The organism is Tardiphaga alba (genome assembly GCF_018279705.1).
In the GTDB taxonomy this organism is placed as follows: Bacteria; Pseudomonadota; Alphaproteobacteria; order Rhizobiales; family Xanthobacteraceae; genus Tardiphaga; species Tardiphaga alba.
The window spans coordinates 3,125,488-3,145,695 of the sequence record NZ_CP036498.1; the positions used below are offsets into that span (position 1 = coordinate 3,125,488).

Here is a 20,208-nt window from a genome sequence, read left to right on the forward strand (position 1 = left end):
GCGATCACAATGACAGGCGAAGCCAGACGACCGCCACTGATGCTCCGCGCGAAACTGCGCCGCGCATTGGGCGGGCAGGCCGGCTGGAGCGGCTTTGCGTTGCAGGTCGTGCTCGTCGTGGCACTGGCCTGGATTGGCCATGAGATCATCGACAATGCGCGCGACAATCTCGCGACGCAGAAGATTGCGTCGGGATTCGGCTTTCTCTGGAGTACTGCAGGATTCGGTGTCAGCCAGACGCTGATCCCTTATTCGGAATCCGACACATATCTGCGGGTGCTGCTGGTCGGCCTTACCAACACGCTTGCCGTCTCCATTGTTGGCATCATCTTCGCGACCATCATCGGCTTCATGGTCGGGCTCGGGAGATTGTCGTCGAACTGGCTGCTGTCGCGCATTGCCGGCGCTTATGTGGAGCTGATCCGCAATCTGCCGCTGCTGTTCCAGATCCTGTTCTGGTACCTCGCAGTACTCGCAGCGCTGCCGCAGCCGCGCCAGAGCATCAATCTGTTCGACAGCGTGTTTCTCAGCAATCGCGGCTTTGGCATGCCGAAGCCGATCGGCACCGAGGCACTTGCGCCTTTCGCGATTGCCATCGGCATTGCCTTGCTGCTGGTGGTCGCGTTGCGCGCGATTTCGCAGCGGGTGCTGTTTGCGACGGGCCGGCAAATAGTGATCTGGCCCATGGTGCTGGCTGCCCTGATCGGACTGCCGGTGCTGACGGTTTTCATCTTCGGCAAGCCGTGGACCCTCGACTATCCAGTGCTGCGCGGGTTCAATTTCTCCGGCGGCATGCGCATGGTGCCTGAATTCGCCGCACTGGCCATCGCGCTATCGACCTATTCCGCAGCCTTCATCGCCGAGATCGTGCGCGCCGGTGTGCAGTCGGTCCATAAGGGGCAGCCCGAAGCGGGCGCTTCGCTCGGGCTCTCGCGCGGCGACGTGTTGCGGTTGATCGTGGTGCCGCAAGCCATGCGCGTGATCCTGCCGCCGCTCACCAACCAGTATCTCAATCTGACCAAGAATTCGTCGCTGGCGGTGGCTATCGGCTATCCCGACCTGGTGTCGGTGTTCGCAGGAACCACTTTGAGCCAAACCGGACAGGCCATCGAGATCGTCGCCATCACCATGGCGATCTATCTTGCGATTTCGCTGATCACGAGCGCACTGATGAGTGTCTATGGCTGGCGGATGTCGCGGAGCATGGGCACATGAGCGAGACCGCCTATGTCGCCGGAGCGATGATCACGGCCCGCGATGCGCCGGTCCGAAGTACCGGACTCGTCGGCTTCGTGCGCGGCCGATTGCTGAACTCGCCGACCAACATCCTGCTCACGGCCGCGAGCATTCTGTTGCTGTGGTTCACCATTGTCCCGCTGACAAAATTTCTGCTGGTGGACGCCGTCTGGCATGGCAGCGACCGCAGCGCCTGCCTGCCGGAAACGCTGGGGCGCCCGGTCGGCGCCTGCTGGCCGTTCGTGCAGGCGAAGTTCTCGCAGTTCATCTATGGCTTCTATCCCGAAAGCGAACGCTGGCGCGTCGATCTGACGTTCCTGATCGGAGCGCTTGTGCTTCTGCCGCTGCTCATTCCGCGCTTGCCGGGAAAAACGACCAATGCTGCGGTGTTCTTTCTCGCTTTTCCTGTGGTGGCATTCTTTCTGCTGTATGGCGGAGGCCTGGATGGTTTCGGTATCGGCGCTGCTATCGAGGCGCTGGCGATCGGTGCGGATCACCTGAAAGCCTGGGGAATTCCGCTCGCTTCGGACGCCCATGTGTATCTGGCATTGCTGCATGACTGGCTGCGTAACCAGGGCGATGCGCTCGGGTCGCCTGTCTGGTTCGAATTCGGGATCGTTGCGACGTTCGTTTCGCTTGTCATTCTCGCAGCCGGCGGCATACGCGCATTCGTGGGGACAGTTGCGACCTTTGCCGCCACTGCTGTGATGATTGCAGCGCTTCGGTTGGACCATGGCGGCTTGCCGATCGTCCCGACGGGATCCTGGGGCGGGTTGCTGGTCACGCTGGTGGTGGCAACGACCGGCATCGTGGCGTCCATGCCGGTCGGTATTGCACTCGCGCTGGGCAGGCGCTCCGGCATTCCGCTGATCCGCATCGCATCGGTCGCCTTCATCGAATTCTGGCGCGGTGTGCCGTTGATCACGGTGCTGTTTTTCGCGACATATATGCTGCCACTGTTCTTGCCCGGCAATTTCACCATCGATGGTTTGCTACGCGTGCTGATCGGCGTGGCGCTGTTTGCGGGCGCCTATAATGCAGAGGTGATCCGTGGTGGCCTGGCGGCGATCCCGCGCGGGCAGGCGGAAGCAGCCAGCGCCCTTGGCCTGTCCTGGTGGCGGACGACGCGACTGATCGTGCTGCCGCAGGCGTTGCGCCATGTCATTCCGGGTCTCGTCAACAGCTTCATCGCATTGTTGAAAGACACCTCGCTGGTGTCCATCGTCGCGCTGTTCGATCTGCTCGGGCAGTTGCGTGCGGCCTTTGCCGATCCGGAATGGTCGTCACCGACGACGTTGTTCACCGGATTCGCTTTCACCGGCATCATCTATTTCGTGTTGTGCTTCGGCATGTCGCGATACTCGCTGTTCGTTGAGCACAGGCTCAACGCGCACCGACGGAGTTGAGACATATGGCCAGCACACAACCGGTCGTCAGCATTGCGGGCCTCAACAAGTGGTTCGGGGAGTTTCACGTGTTGCGCGACATCGATCTGAATGTCGGCGCTGGCGAACGTATCGTCATCTGCGGGCCGTCCGGCTCGGGAAAATCGACGCTGATCCGCTGCATCAATGCGCTGGAGGATTTTCAGGAGGGGCAAATCACCGTCGACGGCATCGAACTCGGCCCCAGGCTGAGCCGCGTTGATGACGTCCGCCGTGAGGTCGGCATGGTGTTCCAGAGCTTCAACCTGTTTCCCCATCTGACCGTGCTGGAAAACTGCACGCTCGCGCCGATCTGGGTGAGGCACATGTCGAAGAAGGATGCCGAAGCATCCGCGATGAAATATCTCGAACGGGTGCGGATACCCGAAAAGGCCGGCAGCTATCCCGGCCAGCTCTCGGGCGGCCAGCAACAGCGCGTCGCCATCGCGCGGGCATTGACCATGAAGCCCAAGGTGATGCTGTTCGACGAACCGACGTCAGCACTAGACCCGGAGATGGTCAAGGAAGTGCTCGACACCATGGTCGATCTCGCCGACGAAGGCATGACGATGCTCGTCGTCACCCATGAAATGGGATTTGCGCGTCAGGTCGCCGACCGCATCGTTTTCATGGATGCCGGTCAGATCATCGAAGTGAACAAGCCGCAGGCGTTTTTCGATGCCCCGCAGCACGAACGCACGAAACTGTTTCTCGGGCAGATTTTGCGGTGAGCCCATCTCTCAAATCGTCATCCTGAGGTGCTCGCCCAAAGGGCGAGCCTCGAAGGATGCGGCGGCGCACTCCGGTGCTTGCGGGCCATCCTTCGAGGCTCGCAAGTGCTCGCGCCTCAGGATGACGGGGAGTTCGTGGGACGGTGAGTTACACCTTCTCGAACGGCACCTGAATGTCGCTCTTGCGCTCCAGCCATGCCGGCACCGGCAGGTTCTTGCTGCGCATGAAATCCGGATTGAACAGTTTCGACTGATAACGCCCGCCGGAGTCGCACAGGATCGTGACGATGGTCTTGCCCGGCCCGAGTTGCTTGGCGAGACGAATGGCGCCGGCGATGTTGACGCCGCTGGACCCGCCGAGGCAGAGGCCCTCGTGTTCAGCGAGATCGTAGATCTCAGCCACGGCTTCCTCATCGGAGATCAGGAAGGCTTCATCGACGGCCTTTTTGGCCTGCTGCGCGATGGGCGTGATGCGGCCAAGACCAATACCCTCGGTGATCGATCCGCCCTCGGACGCCTTGGCTTCGCCGGTTTTGAAATAGCTATACATGGCAGCGCCATGCGGATCGGCGCAGCCGATCACGATGCCCTTGTTCTTTTCCTTGAGATAAGTGCTGGTGCCGGCGAGCGTGCCGCCGCTGCCGACCGCACAGATGAAGCCGTCAATCTTGCCGTCGGTCTGCTGCCAGATCTCGGGACCGGTCGACTCGTAATGCGCTTTCGCATTGTCGAGATTGTTCCACTGGTCGCCAAACAGCACGCCATTCGGCTCGGTCTTGCGGAGCTGTTCTGCGAGCCGCTTGCCGACATGCTGGAACTGGTTCGGATTGGAAAAGGGAACGACAGGCACTTCGATGAGCTCGGCACCCGCCAGCTTGAGCATGTCTTTCTTTTCCTGGCTCTGGCTGTCAGGGATCACGATGATGGTGCGATAGCCGCGCGCACTCGCCACCACAGCCAGACCGATGCCGGTGTTGCCGGCCGTGGATTCCACCACCAGGCCGCCGGGCTTGAGATCACCGCGCTTCTCGGCTTCCAAAATCATCCATTTGCCGGCACGGTCCTTCACCGACTGGCCGGGATTCATGAATTCGGCCTTGCCGAGAATGGTGCAACCGGTGAGTTCGGAGGCGCGTTTCAGCTTGATCAGGGGCGTGTTGCCGATGGCCGCGACGACGTCTTTGTTGAAAATCATGAGCCTGTAATTCTCGAACGGGTTGACGATGCTGAACTCAACCTAGTGAACGCAGCAAGGTCATACAAGGGAAGCAGGGGCAGGACAGGGCGGCGCGAGCAGGCAGCCTTGAAGGCGCGCCTCATTTCGCTTTTGCGAACACGACCTGGCGGACGTCGATATTCCCTGACAAGAAACCAGCCTCGCAATAAGCGAGGTAGTATTCCCACAGACGGCGAAAGCGATCGTCGAAACCGAGCGGCGTCAGGCTTGGCCATGCCGCGCGGAAATTGTCTCTCCAGATGGCAAGCGTCGTAGCATAGTCCTGCCCGAAAATGCGCTCCCGGATAACGGGAACGCTGAAGCGCTCACCGAGCGATCTCAGGATCTCGGGCGATGGCAGCATGCCGCCGGGAAAGACGTAGCGCTGGATGAAATCGACCTCGTTGCGATAGGTCTGGAAGAACTTGTCCTGAATGGTGATGGCCTGAATGCCGGCGAAGCCGCCAGGCAGCAGGCGATCGCGGATCTGCGAGAAATAGCGCGGCCAGAACTGCTCGCCGACGGCCTCGATCATCTCTATGGAGACGATGCGGTCATACAGCCCGCGCTCGTCGCGGTAGTCCTGAAAGCGGATCTCGACTTTGTCCGCCAGACCGGCGTCCTGCATGCGCTTCAGCGCGTAATCGCGCTGCTCGGTGCTGATGGTGAGGCCGACCACCTGCACGTCGTAATTCTTCGCGGCATATTCGGCGAAGCCGCCCCAGCCGCAGCCGATCTCCAGCACGCTCATGCCTGGCTTGAGTTCAATGGCTTCCGCGAGCCGGCGATATTTGTTGTGCTGGGCCGCGGTGAGATCCTGCGTGCCGTCCTCGAAGATCGCCGACGAATAGGTCATGCTCGGATCGAGCCAGGCCGAATAGAACCGATTGCCGATATCGTAATGCGCGAAGATGTTCTTGCGCGCCTGCCGCTTGGTGTTGCGGTTGAACCAGTGTCTGACGACCTGCACCAACCGCATCATCGGATTGTTGCCGAGCATCGACTGGATCAGGTCGTGATTGACGCAGAACAGATACAGGAATTGCGTGAGGTCCGGCGTGTCCCAGTCGCCATGGAGATAGGCTTCGGCAATGCCGATATCGCCGCCATTGATCAGGCGCGAGGCGAAGGCGTAGCTGTGGACGGTCATTTCCGCGGCAGGGCCGGGCTCGCGACCACCTAGCCGATAACGGCGGCCGTTCGGCAGTGTCACGTCGAGCGTGCCGCGGGTGATGTGCGCGCCAAAACCCAGCGCCATCCGGACGATCCTGGGCAGGTCCGCCAACAGGCGCTTGGCATTTTCCGGGGTGACGCTTTCCGGCACATTGGCCGGCGCGTTGAGAGTGAGTTCAGACATGTGCATCCGCCGTCAGGATTTGCGTTGTGCGTCGCGAGAACGCTCAGCGTGCCGATGACTTTGCGGAAATATAAGCGCGGCTTTGTTCACTCGCCAAGCCGGTATTTCCGGCATTGGCGGACGGCCGCGGGACGAGCCGCGCACCTTTGAGCCAGAGGCGCAGGGCCTCCCAGTGGATGGCGGCCATGATCTTCAAAGTCACGAGTGGAAGGCTGAAAAACGACTTCAGAAGCGCCCGCGATGTCAGCGCGCGACGTCGGCCATGAAAGGTCGCGGCGAGCAGCGGACCTTCTGCATCGGTTTCCAGAATGCGCAGCTTCACGTCATCTGACGGCGGCGACACGCGGAAGTGATAGCGCATGGCCGTCTCGATGAAGGGCGACACATAGAACAGCTTGTCCTGCACCTGCCGGATGCCGGCATCGGTCTGCTCGCCGTCAGTGACCGGCAGCACGTAGGAATGGATATCGCCAAAGGTGTTGCGCACTTCATAGATGATCAGTGCGAGTGTACCGTCCGCGCGATGGCAGAAATAGACCGACAGCGGATTGAAGGTGTAGCCGAGCAGGCGGGGATAGCAGAGCAGTTCGACGCGACCGCCGGTGAGATCGATGCCATGCGCCGCAGCGGAGCGTTGGGCAAAAGCACGCAAGGAAGATCCGTCGCGATCGCCGTGATCCTTCTCGTAAAAACTGTACAGCGCGGCGCGATTGACGCCGAACAGGCGCGACGTCCGGTCCGCTTGATCCAGCCGGTCGAGATCGATGAGCAGGCTCATGACGCGGTAGTTGAAGCGATGACCCATCGGCTTCAGGCGCGCATGCATGACGTCGCCGAAATACAGCGCCGCCGGTGCCATCGCTTTGCCTGCGCTCTTCATCATCGCTACTCCGCAGCCTCCGCCAGTTCCGACGGTGTCTCGCGCCAGGGGACCGTGGCTCCGAGCGCTTCGGCGACGGCGAGGCCCGAACGCAAACCATCCTCGTGAAAGCCGTAGCCGGTCCATGCGCCGCAAAACCAGGTGTGGCGCTTGCCCTGGATGTCCCCGAGACGCTTCTGTGCCGCAAACGCCTTGGCGTCATATTGCGGATGCTCGCACATATAACGTCCGAAGGTGAGATCAGGGTCCGGCGCGAAGGGCGGATTGAGGCTGACAAAGAGCGGTTTGTTGCCGGGAATGTCTTGCAACTGGTTCATCCAGTAGGTGACGGCAACGTCGTTGACATGGCTACCTTCGCGCTTCCAGCGCAGGAAATTCCACGACGCCCAGGCATTGCGGCGCTTCGGCATCAGCCTGGGGTCGCGATGGAGATGGACGACATTGGGCGCATAGCCGATGTCGCCGAGCACCGCAGTCTCGTCTGCGCTGGGATCGGACAGCAGCGACAGGGCCTGGTCGCTATGCGTGGCGACGATGACGTGATCATAGAGTTCGTGATGACCGAGGCTGTCATGCACGGTGACGCCGTGCGGGCCGCGCTCGATGGAGGATACCGCGCAGCCAAGACGTAGGTGATCGCCGAAGGCCGCGGTGAGCCTCTCGACATAACGCTTGCTGCCCCCGCGTACCGTGCGCCAGACGGGACGGTCATATTGCAGCAGGCGGTGATTGCTGAAGAAAGCGACGAAGTTCTCGGCCGGAAAATCCAGCATGCGATCCGCCGGTGCCGACCAGATGGCCGCGCCCATCGGCGCGAGATAGTCGGTGAGCAGGCGCGGCGCGAATTTGCGCCAGCGGAAATAGGCGCCCAGTGTCATGTCACCGAGAAGGCCTGCCGCCCGATCCTTCACGCTCTGCTCGTTGAAGGTGAGGATATCGCGCAGCATGCGCAGATAGGATGGCGACAGCACATTGCGCTTCTGCGCGAACAGGCCCCGCGCCGTATCCGCCCAGTTGTCACCGCCGCCCTTCCATTCGAAACGGCCGGCATCGGCGCTGACGGCAAAGCTCATGCAGCTATCGACGGTCTCGACGCCAAGATGGGCGAACAACGCGGTGAGATCGGGGTAGTTGAGCTCGTTATAGACGATGAAGCCGATATCGACCGGGATCTGCTCGCCGTCATAATCCACGGTCACCGTGTGGCTATGACCGCCCGGCCGCAATTCGCGGTCATAGACCGTCACGGGATAGCGTTTCGACAGTGCCCAGGCCGCGGCGTTGCCGGCTATTCCCGTTCCGATCACTGCGATGCGCATTCCAAAGTCCCTTGCGGTGGCCTGATAATGGTGGAGCTACGGTTGGAATGAGCCCAGGGTTTCACCGCGGGAACAGCAGCGAGGCGAGGAGATATGCGGCAGCAATGTCGAGACACATGAAATCTTCGTAAGCCGGGTTGAGCAATATCGATTGTCACATTCAGATTAAGCCAGTGAAATAAGGGAATTTGTGCAAATAGGAGCGTTTTCACAGGCCCAACGTTCGAGCCTGCCTGCACGTTCCGACACGCAAGAACACTGTCCGCCGCATCTGCGGGCGGCTAGAATGGCGACGCGTTTTCATCGTCCAGCATCACCCGGTCAACGTGTCGCAGTCTATTGCTCCTTTCGTCAGTTTCCCCTGCATTTTGCGGGTGGGCGACGCCTGTCCGCGGAGCAGTCACTGTGAGCCGTCCCACATTCCGAATCATCGGCCGCGTGCTGGCCTTGCTGACGGCCGGATCGGCGCTGACCGGATGCATGCTGACGTCGGATTTGCCCGATCCGGCGCTGGATATCCCCACCGTTTACAAGGATGCCCACACCAGCAAACCGGGCGCGGCCGTGCCGGCGCTCGACTGGTGGCGCGGCTTCCGCTCGGCCGAGCTCACTCAGCTCATGGAAGAGGCGCAAACCGTCAATCTGGATATCGCAGCTGCCGTGGCGCGACTCCGGCAGGCGGATGCGCAGGCGCGAATCACCGGCGCGGCGCTGTTGCCGACCTTGAGCGCGGGCGGTCAGGAAAACTACGCGCGCACCTCCGGTTCGAGTGCCAGCGGCCTGACCAATAACGGCCGCGAGATCACCAACTTCCAGGCGTCGCTCTCCGCCAGCTACGAGATCGATTTCTGGGGCAAGAATCGAGACGCGGCGCTGGCGGCCGAAGAGACGGCCAATGCCAGCCGCTTCGACCGCGACGTCGTCGCCCTGACCACCATGGCGGCGGTGGCCAATGCCTATTTCCAGGTGGTGACGGCGCAGGACCGGATCCGAACCGCCGAGCGCAACATCGCCAGTGCGGTCCGCATCCTCGATGCGATCAAGCAGCGTTTCAGCGCAGGTACCGGTTCCGAGCTGGACGTGGCGCAGCAGGAAAGCGTGCTCGCGAACCAACGCGCCTCGGTGCCGCTGTTGCGCACCACGCTGGCTCAGAACAAGCATGCGTTGGCGACGCTGGTGTCGCGTCCGCCGGAGAGCGTGCGTGTCGCCGGCGGCACGCTGAACGCCATTACTGGACCGAAGGTAACGCCGGGGCTGCCGTCTGAGCTTCTCACCCAGCGTCCGGATATTCGCCGACAGGAAGCTCAGCTCGCTGCGGCAACCGCCAATGTGGGGAGCGCGCGTGCGCAGTTCTTCCCGACGATCCAGCTGACCGGTTCGGGCGGCTACCAAAGCGCCGCCCTCGTGGCTCTGTTCAATCCCAATGCGGCGTTCTTCAGCCTGGTGGGCGGACTGACACAGCCGATTTTCGATGGCGGGCGCATTCGCGGCAATTTCGAACTGACGCAGGCGCGTCAGGACGAGCTGCTGCAGACCTATCGCAAAACGGTCGTTTCCGCCTTCGCCGACGTGGACAATGCGCTGGTGGCGATCCGCCAGACCACGGAACGGCTGCGACTGCAGCGTGAAGTGGTCCGCGCGTCGCGGCGAGCCTTTGAACTCTCCGAGCAGCAATTGCGCGCCGGAACCGCTGATATCGTAACTGTGCTAAACACCCAGCTGACGCTGTTCCAGGCCGAGGACACGCTGTCCCAGGCGCAGCTTGCGCGGCTGCAGGCCATCGTCAGCCTCTATCAGGCGCTGGGCGGCGGCTGGGAGCCGAAAATGGAAAGACCGGTCAATGCTCTTTAAGCCGGACATGAAAGCTGCCAGCGATGGCGTGGCGACGGTTGCCGGCAAGGCCCGCCGCCGCACCGTCTCGATCGCGGTGACGCTGCTGATCCTTGGCGGCCTCGGCTATATCGCCTGGCAGGCTATGCAGCCGCGTCAGGGTGGTGGCGACATGCGCCGCGGCGGCTTCCGGCCGGACATGATGATCGTGCCGGTGCTCGCAGCCACGCCGAAGATCGAGGACGTGCCAGTCTATCTCGACGGCGTGGGCGCCGTGCGTGCGCTCAACACCGTCACGGTCCGTGCGCAGGTCGACGGCAAACTGATCAAGGTCAATTTCAAGGAAGGCCAGGACGTCAAGGCGGGCGATGTGCTCGCCGAGATCGACCCGGTCCTCTACAAGGCGCTGTACGACCAGGCTGTCGCCAAGAAGGCGCAGGACGAAGCCACACTCGCCAATGCGCGGCTCGACCTGATCCGTTACGAGCAGCTTGCCCAGTCCAATGCGGGTTCCAAGCAGCAGGCGGACACCCAGCGCGCGCTGGTCGCCCAGCAGGAAGCGCTTGTGAAAGCTGATCAGGCCGCCATCGACAATGCCGGGGCCACGCTCAGCTACACCAACATCATCGCGCCGCTGTCCGGCCGCGCCGGCCTGCGTCAGGTCGATCAGGGCAACCTGATCCGCGCCTCCGATACGACGGGTCTGGTGGTGATCACACAGCTGCAGCCGATCGCCGTGCTGTTCAGCCTGCCGCAGCAGCAGATCACACGCGCCAATGCCGCTGCCGCCAAGGGACAGCTGACCGTCGACGTGTTTGGAAATGACGGCGTGACTGTCGTCGATACGGGCACGCTGACGGGCATCGACAATCAGGTCGATCAGACCACGGGCACCGTGAAGGTGAAGGCGGAGTTTCCGAATCCGAACTATCAGCTCTGGCCCGGCCAGTTCGTCAATGTCCGCCTCAAGGTGGAGACGCTGAAGGACGCCATGGTGGTGCCGACCTCCGCCGTGCAGCGCGGTCCGGCCGGCACATTCAGCTATGTGATCGGCGAAGGCGATGTGGTGAAGGCGGTGCCGATCACGGTCACGCAGCAGAGCGAACTGTCGGCCGTTATCGCCAAAGGCCTGTCAGCTACCGACCGCGTCGTGACCACGGGCTTTGCCAATCTGTCCGATGGCGCCAAGGTCAGCGTCGGCACCAATACGGGCGAGCCCACGGTTGATCTCGCGCCCCGCAAGCGCAGCGGCACCAAAGGCAGCGATGCCGGTGAACGTCGCAGCAAACGCGGGCAGGGCCAGCAGCAGGGTGGCGATGGCAATCCGTCCGCGCCAATGGGCCAGACAGCCCCCGCCGCCGGCCAGCCCAATCAGGGGAACGCACCGCAGGGAGCGAAACAGCCATGACGCCGATCCAGACCGGTCGTCGCGGTTGATGGCCGCGATCGCGAAGAGCGCACAGATATGAGCGTCTCCGAACCCTTTATCCGCCGGCCTGTCGCAACATCCCTGATCGGGGTGGCGCTGCTGATCGGCGGTTTGCTCGGCTATTTCGCGCTACCGGTTTCGGCGCTGCCGCAGGTCGACTTCCCGACGGTGCAGGTCTCGACGCAATTGCCGGGCGCGAGCCCGGAAGTGACCGCGTCGCTGATCACTGCGCCGCTGGAACGGCAGCTCGGCCAAATCCCGTCGCTGGTATCGATGACATCGACCAGCTCCTATGGCGTCAGCCAGATCTCGCTGCAGTTCGACCTAAATCGCGACATCGATGGCGCCACGCAGGATGTGCAGGCGGCGATCAATGCCGCCGCCGGCGTGCTGCCGCGCAACCTGCCTTATCCGCCGGTCTATGCGAAAGTGAACCCGGCCGACGCGCCGGTGATGACGCTGGCGCTGACCTCCGACACGATCGCGCTGCGCGCCATGAGCGATCTGTCCGACACGCTGTTGGCGCAGCGGCTCAGCCAGATCTCCGGCGTCGGCAAAGTGGGCGTGCTTGGCGGGCTCAAGCCTGCGGTCCGCGTACAGGCTGATCTGGCGCGGCTTGCGGCCTATGGCATCTCCATGGAGGACCTGCGCACGGCGATTGCGGGCGCCAATGTGTCCGGCCCGAAAGGATCGCTCGACGGGCCACAACAGGCCTACACCATTGCGGCCAACGACCAGATCGCTGCGGCGGAGGCGTATAAGCCGATCATCATCGCCTATCGCAACGGCGCGCCCGTCACCATCGGCGACGTCGCGCAGATCGTGGACGGCCTGGAGAACAATCGCACCGGCGGTTGGTATCAGGGAACACCGGCGGTCATCATCGAGATCCAGCGCCAGCCCGGCGCCAATGTCATCGAGGTGGTGCGCCAGATCCGCGAGGAAATCCCGAAAGTGCAGCGCTTGATGCCGGCCGGCGTCAAGCTGACCATCGTCAGCGACCGCACGGTGACCATCCGCGCCTCCGTTCATGACGTGCAATTTACGCTGGTGCTGGCCGTCATCCTCGTGACGCTGGTGGTGCTGCTGTTCCTGCGCTCGCTGCGCGCCACGCTGATTGCCGGCGTCGCGCTGCCGCTGTCGCTGATCACGTCGTTCGGCGTGATGTATTTCGCCGGCTTCAGCCTCGACAATCTCTCGCTGATGGCGCTGACCATCGGCACCGGTTTCGTGGTCGACGATGCCATCGTGATGATCGAGAACATCGTCCGCCACATGGAGGAGGGCGAAAGCCCGATGCAGGCGGCGCTGAAGGGCGCCAGCGAAATCGGCTTCACCGTCATCTCGCTCACCGTCTCGCTGATCGCGGTGTTCATCCCGCTGCTGTTCATGTCCGGCCTTGTCGGCCGCATGTTCCGGGAGTTTGCGCTGACACTGACCATCGCCGTCGTGATGTCCGCCGTGGTGTCGCTGACACTGACGCCGATGATGTGCTCGCGGCTGCTGAAGAACATGCATGACGAATGGCAGGTGCCGGGTCTTGCCACGATCAGCCGCGGTATCGACGCCATGGTGGCGTTCTATCACCGCACGCTGCTGTGGGTGATGAAGCATCAACCGGCGACGCTGGTGGTGACCTTCATCACCATCGCGGCCACGCTCGGCCTCTATGTGATCGCGCCCAAAGGTTTCCTGCCACTGCAGGATACGGCGTCGATCACCGCGGTGACCGAGGCCGGTCCGGATGTCTCCTTCACGGAGATGCAGAATCGGCAGAGCGCGGTCGCTGCCATCATCCAGGTCGATCCGGATGTGGTCGGGGTGGTGTCGGTGATCGGCGGCGGCTCCGTCAATCCGACCACCAATGTGGGTCGTCTGGTGATGACGCTGAAACCGCTTGGCGAGCGCAAGGACAACATCACCAAGGTCATCACGCGGCTCAAGGAGCGCGTCGCTGGCGTTCCGGGCATGACGGTCTATTTCCAGCCGGTGCAGGATATCCAGATCAGCACGTCGTCGAGCCGGTCGCAGTATCAATACACGCTGACCGGCACGGATGCTGCCGAGGTGACCCAGTGGTCGCAGCGCCTGGTCAAGGAGTTGCGCAGCGATCCGATGTTCCGCGACGTGTCGTCAGAAGCGGCCGTGGGCGGCCTGCGCGCTGCGCTCGATATCGACCGCCAGCGCGCCGGCCAGCTCGGTGTCAGCCTGCAGGCCATCAATGACACGCTGAACGATGCCTTCGCGCAGCGGCAGATTTCGACCATCTATGGCCAGTCGAACCAGTATCGTGTGGTGCTGGAAGCACTGCCGGAGCAGCAACGCGATCCCGGTGTGCTATCAAAACTCTATCTGCCCGGCGCCAATAACGGTACCAACAATGCGCAAGTGCCGCTCTCGGCCGTCGCCACGCTGACGCGGACCACGGCGCCACTCGCGATCTCGCATCAGGCCCAATTCCCCGCGATCTCGCTCAGCTTCAATCTCGCGCCTGGCGAATCCCTCGGCAATGCCGTCGAGGAAGTGAAGACCATCGAAGCGCGGATCGGTATGCCGACCAGCATCGTCGGCATGTTTTCGGGCGATGCGGCCGAATTTTCCAAGTCGCTGGCCGGACAGCCGTGGCTGATCCTAGCCGCCATCGTCACGATCTATATCGTGCTGGGCGTGCTCTATGAGAGCTACATCCACCCAATCACCATTCTCTCGACGCTGCCATCCGCGGGTGTCGGCGCCATTCTCGCGCTGATGCTGTGCGGCGAGGACCTGTCGGTGATCGGCCTGATCGGCATCATTCTCCTGATGGGCATCGTCAAGAAGAACGCCATCATGATGATCGACTTCGCGCTCGATGCCGAGCGTGAGCGCGGCATGGCGCCGGAGGCGGCCATCGTCGAGGCCTGCCTGCTGCGGTTCCGCCCGATCATGATGACGACGCTGGCGGCGCTGTTCGGCGCGCTACCGCTGGCGCTGGAGAGCGGCACCGGCTCGGAGCTGCGCTTTCCGCTCGGCGTTTCCATCATCGGCGGCCTGATCCTCAGCCAGATGCTGACGCTTTATACGACGCCGGTGATCTATCTCGCGCTTGATCGCGTCAGTCTGCGGTTCCGCCGCTCGTCGCCAAATGTCGCGGGTACGCCGGGACGGGCCGGGGCAGGAGGGCGGCCCTAGTGGCGATCTCGATCTCCGAGCCCTTCATCCGCAGGCCGGTCGGCACCACGCTGATGGCGATCGGCCTGTTCCTGCTCGGCGTCGTCGCCTATCGCATCCTGCCGGTCGCCGCCACGCCGAATGTCGATTTTCCGATGATCATGGTGATGGCGTCGCGTCCCGGCGCCGATCCCGCGATCATGGCATCGACGGTCGCCGCCCCGCTGGAGCGGCGTCTCGGGACCATTGCCGGCCTCGAACAGATCACCTCGACGAGTTCGCTCGGCTCCACCCGCATCATGATGCAATTCGCCATCAGCCGCGATGCCGACCGCGCGGCGCGCGATGTGCAGGCGGCGATCAATGCCTCGATGGCGGACCTGCCAACCGATCTGCCGACGCTGCCGACCTTCCGCAAGGCCAATCCGGCCGCAGCACCCGTCTTCATTCTGGCGCTGACATCGAAGACCATGTCGGCCGCCGCCATCTATGACGTCGCCGACACCGTGCTGGTGCAGCGCATCGCGCAGGTGCCGGGGTAGGCGAGGTCACGGCATCGGGCGCCGACCAGCCTGCAGTGCGCATCCAGCTCAATCCGGTCGCGCTGTCGAATGCCGGCATATCCAGCGACGATGTCCGCACCGCCATCGTCAATGCCAATCCGCTGGGCCCGGTCGGCATCTTCCAGGGCGCACGACAGAGCGAAACGATCTCGATGAATCCGCAGATGCGGACCGCGGAAGAATTCCGCGAGATCATTATCAAGAGCTCGAACGGCAACTTTTTGCGCCTGGCGGATGTTGCCGACGTTCAGGACGCCACGCGAAATAGCCGCTCGGTTGCGTGGTTCAACAAGCAGCCGGCGGTGCTGATCCAGATCACCAAGCAGGGTAATGCCAATGTCATCGACACCGTCGATCGCGTGAAGGCGTTGATCCCTGACCTGAAGCAGTGGATCCCCGCCGGCATCGAGGTTTCGGTGCTGACGGACCGCACCGGCACCATCCGCGCGTCAGTCGAGGATATGGAATGGACCCTGTTCGCCACGGCGATCCTGGTGATGGGCGTCGTGTTCCTGTTCGTCCGCCGCGGCGTGCCAACCATTGCGGCGGGCATTTCGGTGCCGCTGGCGCTGGCGGGCACGCTGGCCGGCATGTGGCTAGCCGGTTTCTCGATCAACAATCTGTCGCTGATGGCGCTGGTCATCTCGGTCGGCTTCGTGGTCGACGATGCCATCGTCATGATCGAGAACATGTATCGCAATCTCGAAGACGGCATGGCGCCGATGCAGGCCGCGCTCGAAGGCGCCAAGCAGATCGGCTTCACCGTCGTTTCGATCAGCCTGTCGCTGGTCGCCGCCTTCATTCCACTGCTGTTCATGGATGGCCTGGTCGGCCGATTGCTGCGTGAATTCTCGCTGACGCTGACCTTTGCGATCGCGGTTTCAACCCTGGTGTCGCTGACGGTGACCCCGATGATCTGCGCGCAATATATTCGCGCGGCGATGTCCTCGACCGAAACACGCTTCGATCGCATCGTCGAAGGCTTGCTGTCACGGATCATCGCGATCTACGAGCGGACACTGCGGGGCGTGCTGGAGTTCCCGCTGATGACCCTGGTGGTCTTCTTCGCCACCATCGCTCTGACCGTGACGCTCTACATCAAGACGCCGAAAGGTTTCTTCCCGAGCGATGACAGCGGCTTTGTCATCGGCTCTACGCGGGCATCTGCGGATACGTCTTTCCAGGCCATGCTGCCGCTGCAGCAGCAGGTCATGGACATCGTACTGGCCGATCCCGGTGTCGCCAGCGTCGGCTCCTCGCTCGGTGGCACCGGCGGTTTCGGCGGCGGCGGCCCGCGCGGCTCCATGTTCATCGCTCTCAAGTCGCCGGCGGAGCGCGATGGTGCGTCCACCGAAGACGTCATCAACCGCCTGCGGCCGAAGCTGAGCAATATTCCCGGAATTCGCCTGTTCATGTTCGCTGCACAGGATCTGCGTGCCGGCGGACGGCAGAGCGACTCCAACTATCAGTACACGCTGACATCCAGCAATCTGGAGCTGCTGCAGAAGTGGGCGCCGCTGGTGAGCAAGCGGCTGGAGACGGTTGAAGGCGTCACCGACGTCTCCAGCGACCGCGATCCCGGCGGGTTGCAACTGACGCTGCAGATCGACCGCAAACTGGCGTCGAGCCTCGGCGTCGATGTCGCCGATATCGATTCCGCGCTCAACAATGCATTCTCGCAGCGGCAGATTTCGACGATCTACACCCAGCGCAACCAGTACAAGGTGATCCTGGAGATCAACGGCAAGTTCCAGAACGATCCCGCCGATCTCGAGCGCATCTATGTGGCCGGCACCGGCGGCGCGCAGGTGCCGCTCTCGGCAGTCGCCAAGATCACACGCTCGCTGACGCCGCTGGCGGTCTATCACTCGCAGTCGATGCCTTCGACGACGGTGTCGTTCAATCTGCTGCCCGGCGTGCAACTGGATTCCGTCACCAGCTCAATTCAACGCGCCGTCGACGAACTGCACATGCCGGAAGGAATTCGCGGCGGCTTCGAGGGCAGCGCCGGCGATTTCAACAAAACGGCCAGCCGGCAGCCACTGCTTATCCTGGGCGCATTGATCGCGATGTATATCGTGCTGGGCGTTCTCTATGAGAGCCTGATGCATCCGCTGACGATCATCTCGACATTGCCGTCTGCAGGGCTGGGCGCACTGCTGGCGCTGCAACTGACCAATACGCCGCTGACGGTGATCGCCTTTGTCGGCATCATCCTGCTGATCGGCATCGTCAAGAAGAACGGCATTATGCTGGTGGATTTTGCGCTCGAGGCCGAGCGCCAGCGCAATCTGTCGCCGGCGGATGCCATTTTCGAGGCCTGCCGCGCGCGCTTCCGGCCGATCCTGATGACATCGCTGGCCGCAGCCTTCGCCGCGATCCCCCTGGTGGTCGCCACGGGCCCCGGCACCGAACTCCGGCGACCGCTCGGAATCACCATCATCGGCGGCCTCTTCGTGTCGCAGATCCTGACGCTGTACACGACGCCCGTGATCTATCTTTTGATCGACCGGCTGCGAAACAGATACCGCTCACAGCCGCTACCGGCGCCGGCCGAATAGCGCCGCGGCGGTTGAAGCCGGCCCGTCCGCGGCGTATAGCGGGCAATGTCCAGCACCCAAGACGTTTCGCCCGGCGAGATCATCGAGATCCCGGATTGCCCGCATTGCCAGAAGCCGGTGCCGTTCTGCATCTGCGACAGCATCGAACCGATCAAGAGTAAGCTCGAACTGCTGATCCTGCAGCATCCGCAGGAGCAGGACAGGGCGCTCGGAACCGCGCGCGTGGCCGCCCAGCATTTCGCCAATGCCCAGGTCAAGGTCGGCCTGTCCTGGCCAAGCCTGTCCAAGATTCTCGGCCGGACCGTCGATCCCGCCCGCTGGGCGATTCTTTATCTCGGCTCGGCCAAAGTGGCCGACTATGACACCGATCTCGACATTCTTGCCATCGACCGCAAGGGCGAAGCCGAGATGAACCAGAAGTCGCTGCTGCGTGACATCGAGGGCGTGATCCTGCTGGACGGCACCTGGAGCCAGGCCAAGGCGCTCTGGTGGCGCAATGCCTGGATGCTGAAATGCCAGCGCGTCATTCTTGGGCCCGCGGCACCCTCGCTTTACGGCAAGCTGCGCCGCGAGCCGCGCAAGGACGGCCTCTCCACGATCGAGGCGGCCGGCATGGTGCTCTCGGCCCTGCAGAAGCGGCCGGACATCGCCGCCACGCTCAATGCGAGCTTTGAGCGCATGCTGGCGCGATATCGCGAGGTCCAGGCCGAAATCCCGGAATTGGCCCCCAAAGCAAAGCCCAAGCGCGATTGGCGCCGTCGCGGGAAGAAGAAATAACGGACAAAAACGTCACCGCGACGAAAGATACAAAATCATGACGGCATAGCTATGGATTAGCCGTCGTGAGGGTGTTATAGGCCCGCCACTGGCCGCGTGGCGGAATGGTTACGCAGAGGACTGCAAATCCTTGCATCCCGGTTCGATTCCGGGCGCGGCCTCCAGCCTTGCGATATGCAAGGCGTTCGACCTCTTATTCAGCTCATCACATTCGAAATTTGCAGCAGCCTGCGCGTCGGGGCTGACGGCTGTCGTGTTGGCCTGATGCAAAACGAAAACGCGGCCAAGCCGGAGGGCCTGACCGCGATGATTGCGCGTCACATGCACGGCGGTCTGGACCGCCGCCAGATCTCAGCAGGAGGCGTGCCAGCCGTCCGGAAACGGGAGGTGAGGCCAGGGGCCGCCATTGTCGTTGGCCGCCGTCGGAATCGGCGCCAGGAACATCACCTGACTGCGGAAATCGTCCTCGATCTCGGCTTCGATCTCGGTACGGACCGCTTCCAGAATGTAATCGAACTCGGCTTCACTCATCGTCAAACTCCCTGTCTTGAGGGCAATCTGACGGAAAGCTTTTGTAGGCGCGTTGCAGGGATCGCTCAAATTGTATCGATCCACCGCGGAGGGCCGCGATGGTTGTCGAAGCGTTACGATGATTGATCCGATTTGAAGCAGGTCATCGGCGGTCAAAGCGCGATGGAAACGGCGGGGTCTTGTACGCATACACAATTTCACTGGCCCGGCACGACCACCAGGCCAGCATTCCAGGGCTAGAGAAGCGGCTCAGATTTCGATCGGAACGGCCAGACGGCCGATCAGCAACGCCACTTCGTCGAGATGCTCGTCGTCGTGATGCTCGACGGCTTCGGCCAACCGAATGACGCACTCGTCGTCGCTGATCAGGGGCAGGGAATTGATGTTGGTCGGAAGCGCGCGGTCGGTGTGCGTGGCGGGCATCGGTCACCTCGTTCGATTCGGGACTGGTTCGACGTCTCAGGGACCGAAGTTTCCGGCGCAATGTGCCGATAATTTGGCACGGCCACGCCGGCGGCCCGCAAGGGAAATGGCGCTGACCGCAAAAAGTGCCTGCAAGATCGGGCTTTTCGAGGGTTTTCCCGTCCATGAAGCCAATGTGAAACAATCCGCATTTCCCACTTTCCAAGCCGGGATCGCTTTGTTATACGCTGCCGCACGCGACACGGTTCGCATTTTCCCTGGTAGCTCAGCGGTAGAGCATTCGACTGTTAATCGAATGGTCGCTGGTTCGAATCCAGCCCGGGGAGCCATTCACTTTCAATGGCTTAAGCGATTTTATCGCTTTCTCACTCTCTTTTGCATTCAATGGACGGGGCCCACCGTGGGCCATTCGAACCGGCAACTAAGGTCGGGACATACCTGCACGCCGAGTCCGCCACCGTTACGCATCGGGCGATCTTGATCTGCGGGCCGTAGCAGCCTCAAAACATCGCTGAACCGTACGGACGTTGGGATCTGTGAATTTTGGCTAATGGCGTGCTCGGAAGCCTCTTGCTGTCTCCGGCAAGTCGGTAAATCGCCACCTAGGCTGCGTCCACTTCGCAAGCTACGCCGATAAATCTGAAAATGCGCGGACGTTCCCTGTGTCGGCAGCCGTCAGCCGCGGCGCGCGTGATCGGGACGGGTGGACTAGCGCGGGTGAAAGTTCAATTCATCAGCCGCGCGGCAATGAGCAGCGACCCGATTGTCCCTGCCACCACAG

At 62.4% G+C, this 20,208-nt stretch carries 13 protein-coding genes, 2 tRNA genes and 1 pseudogene; 10 read left to right on the plus strand and 6 right to left on the minus strand.

What is annotated here, in order from left to right; all coding sequences use genetic code 11:
* Positions 1–9 precede the first annotated feature (9 nt).
* From RPMA_RS14830 to RPMA_RS14840, 3 genes are read left to right on the plus strand one after another with little or no spacing between them, the layout of a single operon-like run.
* Positions 10–1,215, plus strand: coding sequence for an amino acid ABC transporter permease (locus RPMA_RS14830; RefSeq protein WP_211908117.1), 1,206 nt, complete (start codon positions 10–12; stop codon positions 1,213–1,215).
* A complete protein-coding gene (locus RPMA_RS14835) occupies positions 1,212–2,642 on the plus strand; it encodes an amino acid ABC transporter permease (RefSeq protein ID WP_211908118.1) in 1,431 nt (476 codons plus the stop codon). Before RPMA_RS14830 ends, RPMA_RS14835 begins: the two co-directional genes overlap by 4 nt.
* 5 nt (positions 2,643–2,647) lie before the next feature.
* A complete protein-coding gene (locus tag RPMA_RS14840; RefSeq protein WP_211908120.1) occupies positions 2,648–3,391 on the plus strand; it encodes an amino acid ABC transporter ATP-binding protein in 744 nt (247 codons plus the stop codon).
* A 148-nt stretch (positions 3,392–3,539) separates the two neighbouring features.
* Here RPMA_RS14840 and RPMA_RS14845 read toward each other — a convergent pair whose 3' ends face one another.
* The 4 genes from RPMA_RS14845 to RPMA_RS14860 all read right to left on the minus strand — a co-directional run bounded on the left by RPMA_RS14845 (position 3,540) and on the right by RPMA_RS14860 (position 8,163).
* Positions 3,540–4,586 (minus strand): cysteine synthase A, encoded by a 1,047-nt coding sequence (locus RPMA_RS14845; protein ID WP_211908122.1) that lies wholly within the window; start codon positions 4,584–4,586, stop codon positions 3,540–3,542.
* A 121-nt stretch (positions 4,587–4,707) separates the two neighbouring features.
* Positions 4,708–5,964, minus strand: coding sequence for an SAM-dependent methyltransferase (locus RPMA_RS14850; protein ID WP_211908124.1), 1,257 nt, complete (start codon positions 5,962–5,964; stop codon positions 4,708–4,710).
* A 43-nt stretch (positions 5,965–6,007) separates the two neighbouring features.
* Positions 6,008–6,847 carry a DUF1365 domain-containing protein gene (locus tag RPMA_RS14855; protein ID WP_211908133.1) on the minus strand — a complete coding sequence of 280 codons (840 nt, stop codon included), beginning with the start codon at positions 6,845–6,847 and terminating at the stop codon, positions 6,008–6,010.
* 2 nt (positions 6,848–6,849) lie between these two features.
* A complete protein-coding gene (locus tag RPMA_RS14860) occupies positions 6,850–8,163 on the minus strand; it encodes an NAD(P)/FAD-dependent oxidoreductase (protein ID WP_211908135.1) in 1,314 nt (437 codons plus the stop codon).
* A 480-nt stretch (positions 8,164–8,643) separates the two neighbouring features.
* On the opposite strand from RPMA_RS14860, the gene RPMA_RS14865 reads away from it, so the two are divergent.
* From RPMA_RS14865 to RPMA_RS14890, 6 genes and pseudogenes are all read left to right on the plus strand, one after another.
* On the plus strand, positions 8,644–10,014 hold the full coding sequence (locus tag RPMA_RS14865; RefSeq protein ID WP_211913673.1) for an efflux transporter outer membrane subunit: 1,371 nt from the start codon (positions 8,644–8,646) through the stop codon (positions 10,012–10,014).
* Complete coding sequence (locus tag RPMA_RS14870; RefSeq protein ID WP_211908137.1) at positions 10,004–11,401, plus strand: efflux RND transporter periplasmic adaptor subunit; 1,398 nt, start codon at positions 10,004–10,006, stop codon at positions 11,399–11,401. The genes RPMA_RS14865 and RPMA_RS14870 overlap by 11 nt, the downstream gene beginning before the upstream one ends.
* Before the next feature lie 57 nt (positions 11,402–11,458).
* Positions 11,459–14,593: an efflux RND transporter permease subunit gene (locus tag RPMA_RS14875; RefSeq protein ID WP_211908139.1), complete on the plus strand. Its 3,135-nt coding sequence runs from the start codon at positions 11,459–11,461 to the stop codon at positions 14,591–14,593.
* A 53-nt stretch (positions 14,594–14,646) separates the two neighbouring features.
* Positions 14,647–17,696: pseudogene (locus tag RPMA_RS14880) on the plus strand (efflux RND transporter permease subunit).
* A gap of 45 nt (positions 17,697–17,741) precedes the next feature.
* Entirely contained in the window at positions 17,742–18,473 is a 732-nt protein-coding gene (locus RPMA_RS14885; RefSeq protein WP_211908141.1) for a tRNA-uridine aminocarboxypropyltransferase, read from the plus strand.
* A gap of 90 nt (positions 18,474–18,563) precedes the next feature.
* A tRNA-Cys gene (locus RPMA_RS14890) sits at positions 18,564–18,637 on the plus strand.
* 187 nt (positions 18,638–18,824) lie between these two features.
* Here RPMA_RS14890 and RPMA_RS14895 read toward each other — a convergent pair.
* Together RPMA_RS14895 and RPMA_RS14900 are read right to left on the minus strand one after the other, a co-directional pair.
* The gene (locus RPMA_RS14895; RefSeq protein ID WP_211908143.1) at positions 18,825–19,004 is read right to left on the minus strand and encodes a hypothetical protein; all 180 of its coding nucleotides are present in this window, start codon (positions 19,002–19,004) and stop codon (positions 18,825–18,827) included.
* 249 nt (positions 19,005–19,253) lie between these two features.
* Positions 19,254–19,427: a hypothetical protein gene (locus RPMA_RS14900; protein WP_211908151.1), complete on the minus strand. Its 174-nt coding sequence runs from the start codon at positions 19,425–19,427 to the stop codon at positions 19,254–19,256.
* Positions 19,428–19,681: 254 nt separating this feature from the next.
* On the opposite strand from RPMA_RS14900, the gene RPMA_RS14905 reads away from it, so the two are divergent.
* Positions 19,682–19,756, plus strand: a tRNA-Asn gene (locus tag RPMA_RS14905).
* Positions 19,757–20,208: the final 452 nt, after the last annotated feature.

What these genes read in the sequence shown, in the direction of transcription:
- RPMA_RS14850 (WP_211908124.1), bottom strand. Translation starts at nt 5,964, where the DNA reads ATGTCTGAACTCACTCTCAACGCGCCGGCCAATGTGCCGGAAAGCGTC.
- RPMA_RS14855 (WP_211908133.1), bottom strand. Translation starts at nt 6,847, where the DNA reads ATGATGAAGAGCGCAGGCAAAGCGATGGCACCGGCGGCGCTGTATTTC.
- RPMA_RS14875 (WP_211908139.1), top strand. Translation starts at nt 11,459, where the DNA reads ATGAGCGTCTCCGAACCCTTTATCCGCCGGCCTGTCGCAACATCCCTG.
- RPMA_RS14895 (WP_211908143.1), bottom strand. Translation starts at nt 19,004, where the DNA reads ATGAGTGAAGCCGAGTTCGATTACATTCTGGAAGCGGTCCGTACCGAG.
- RPMA_RS14860 (WP_211908135.1), bottom strand. Translation starts at nt 8,163, where the DNA reads ATGCGCATCGCAGTGATCGGAACGGGAATAGCCGGCAACGCCGCGGCC.
- RPMA_RS14830 (WP_211908117.1), top strand. Translation starts at nt 10, where the DNA reads ATGACAGGCGAAGCCAGACGACCGCCACTGATGCTCCGCGCGAAACTG.
- RPMA_RS14900 (WP_211908151.1), bottom strand. Translation starts at nt 19,427, where the DNA reads ATGCCCGCCACGCACACCGACCGCGCGCTTCCGACCAACATCAATTCC.
- RPMA_RS14885 (WP_211908141.1), top strand. Translation starts at nt 17,742, where the DNA reads ATGTCCAGCACCCAAGACGTTTCGCCCGGCGAGATCATCGAGATCCCG.
- RPMA_RS14845 (WP_211908122.1), bottom strand. Translation starts at nt 4,586, where the DNA reads ATGATTTTCAACAAAGACGTCGTCGCGGCCATCGGCAACACGCCCCTG.
- RPMA_RS14835 (WP_211908118.1), top strand. Translation starts at nt 1,212, where the DNA reads ATGAGCGAGACCGCCTATGTCGCCGGAGCGATGATCACGGCCCGCGAT.
- RPMA_RS14840 (WP_211908120.1), top strand. Translation starts at nt 2,648, where the DNA reads ATGGCCAGCACACAACCGGTCGTCAGCATTGCGGGCCTCAACAAGTGG.
- RPMA_RS14865 (WP_211913673.1), top strand. Translation starts at nt 8,644, where the DNA reads ATGCTGACGTCGGATTTGCCCGATCCGGCGCTGGATATCCCCACCGTT.
- RPMA_RS14870 (WP_211908137.1), top strand. Translation starts at nt 10,004, where the DNA reads ATGCTCTTTAAGCCGGACATGAAAGCTGCCAGCGATGGCGTGGCGACG.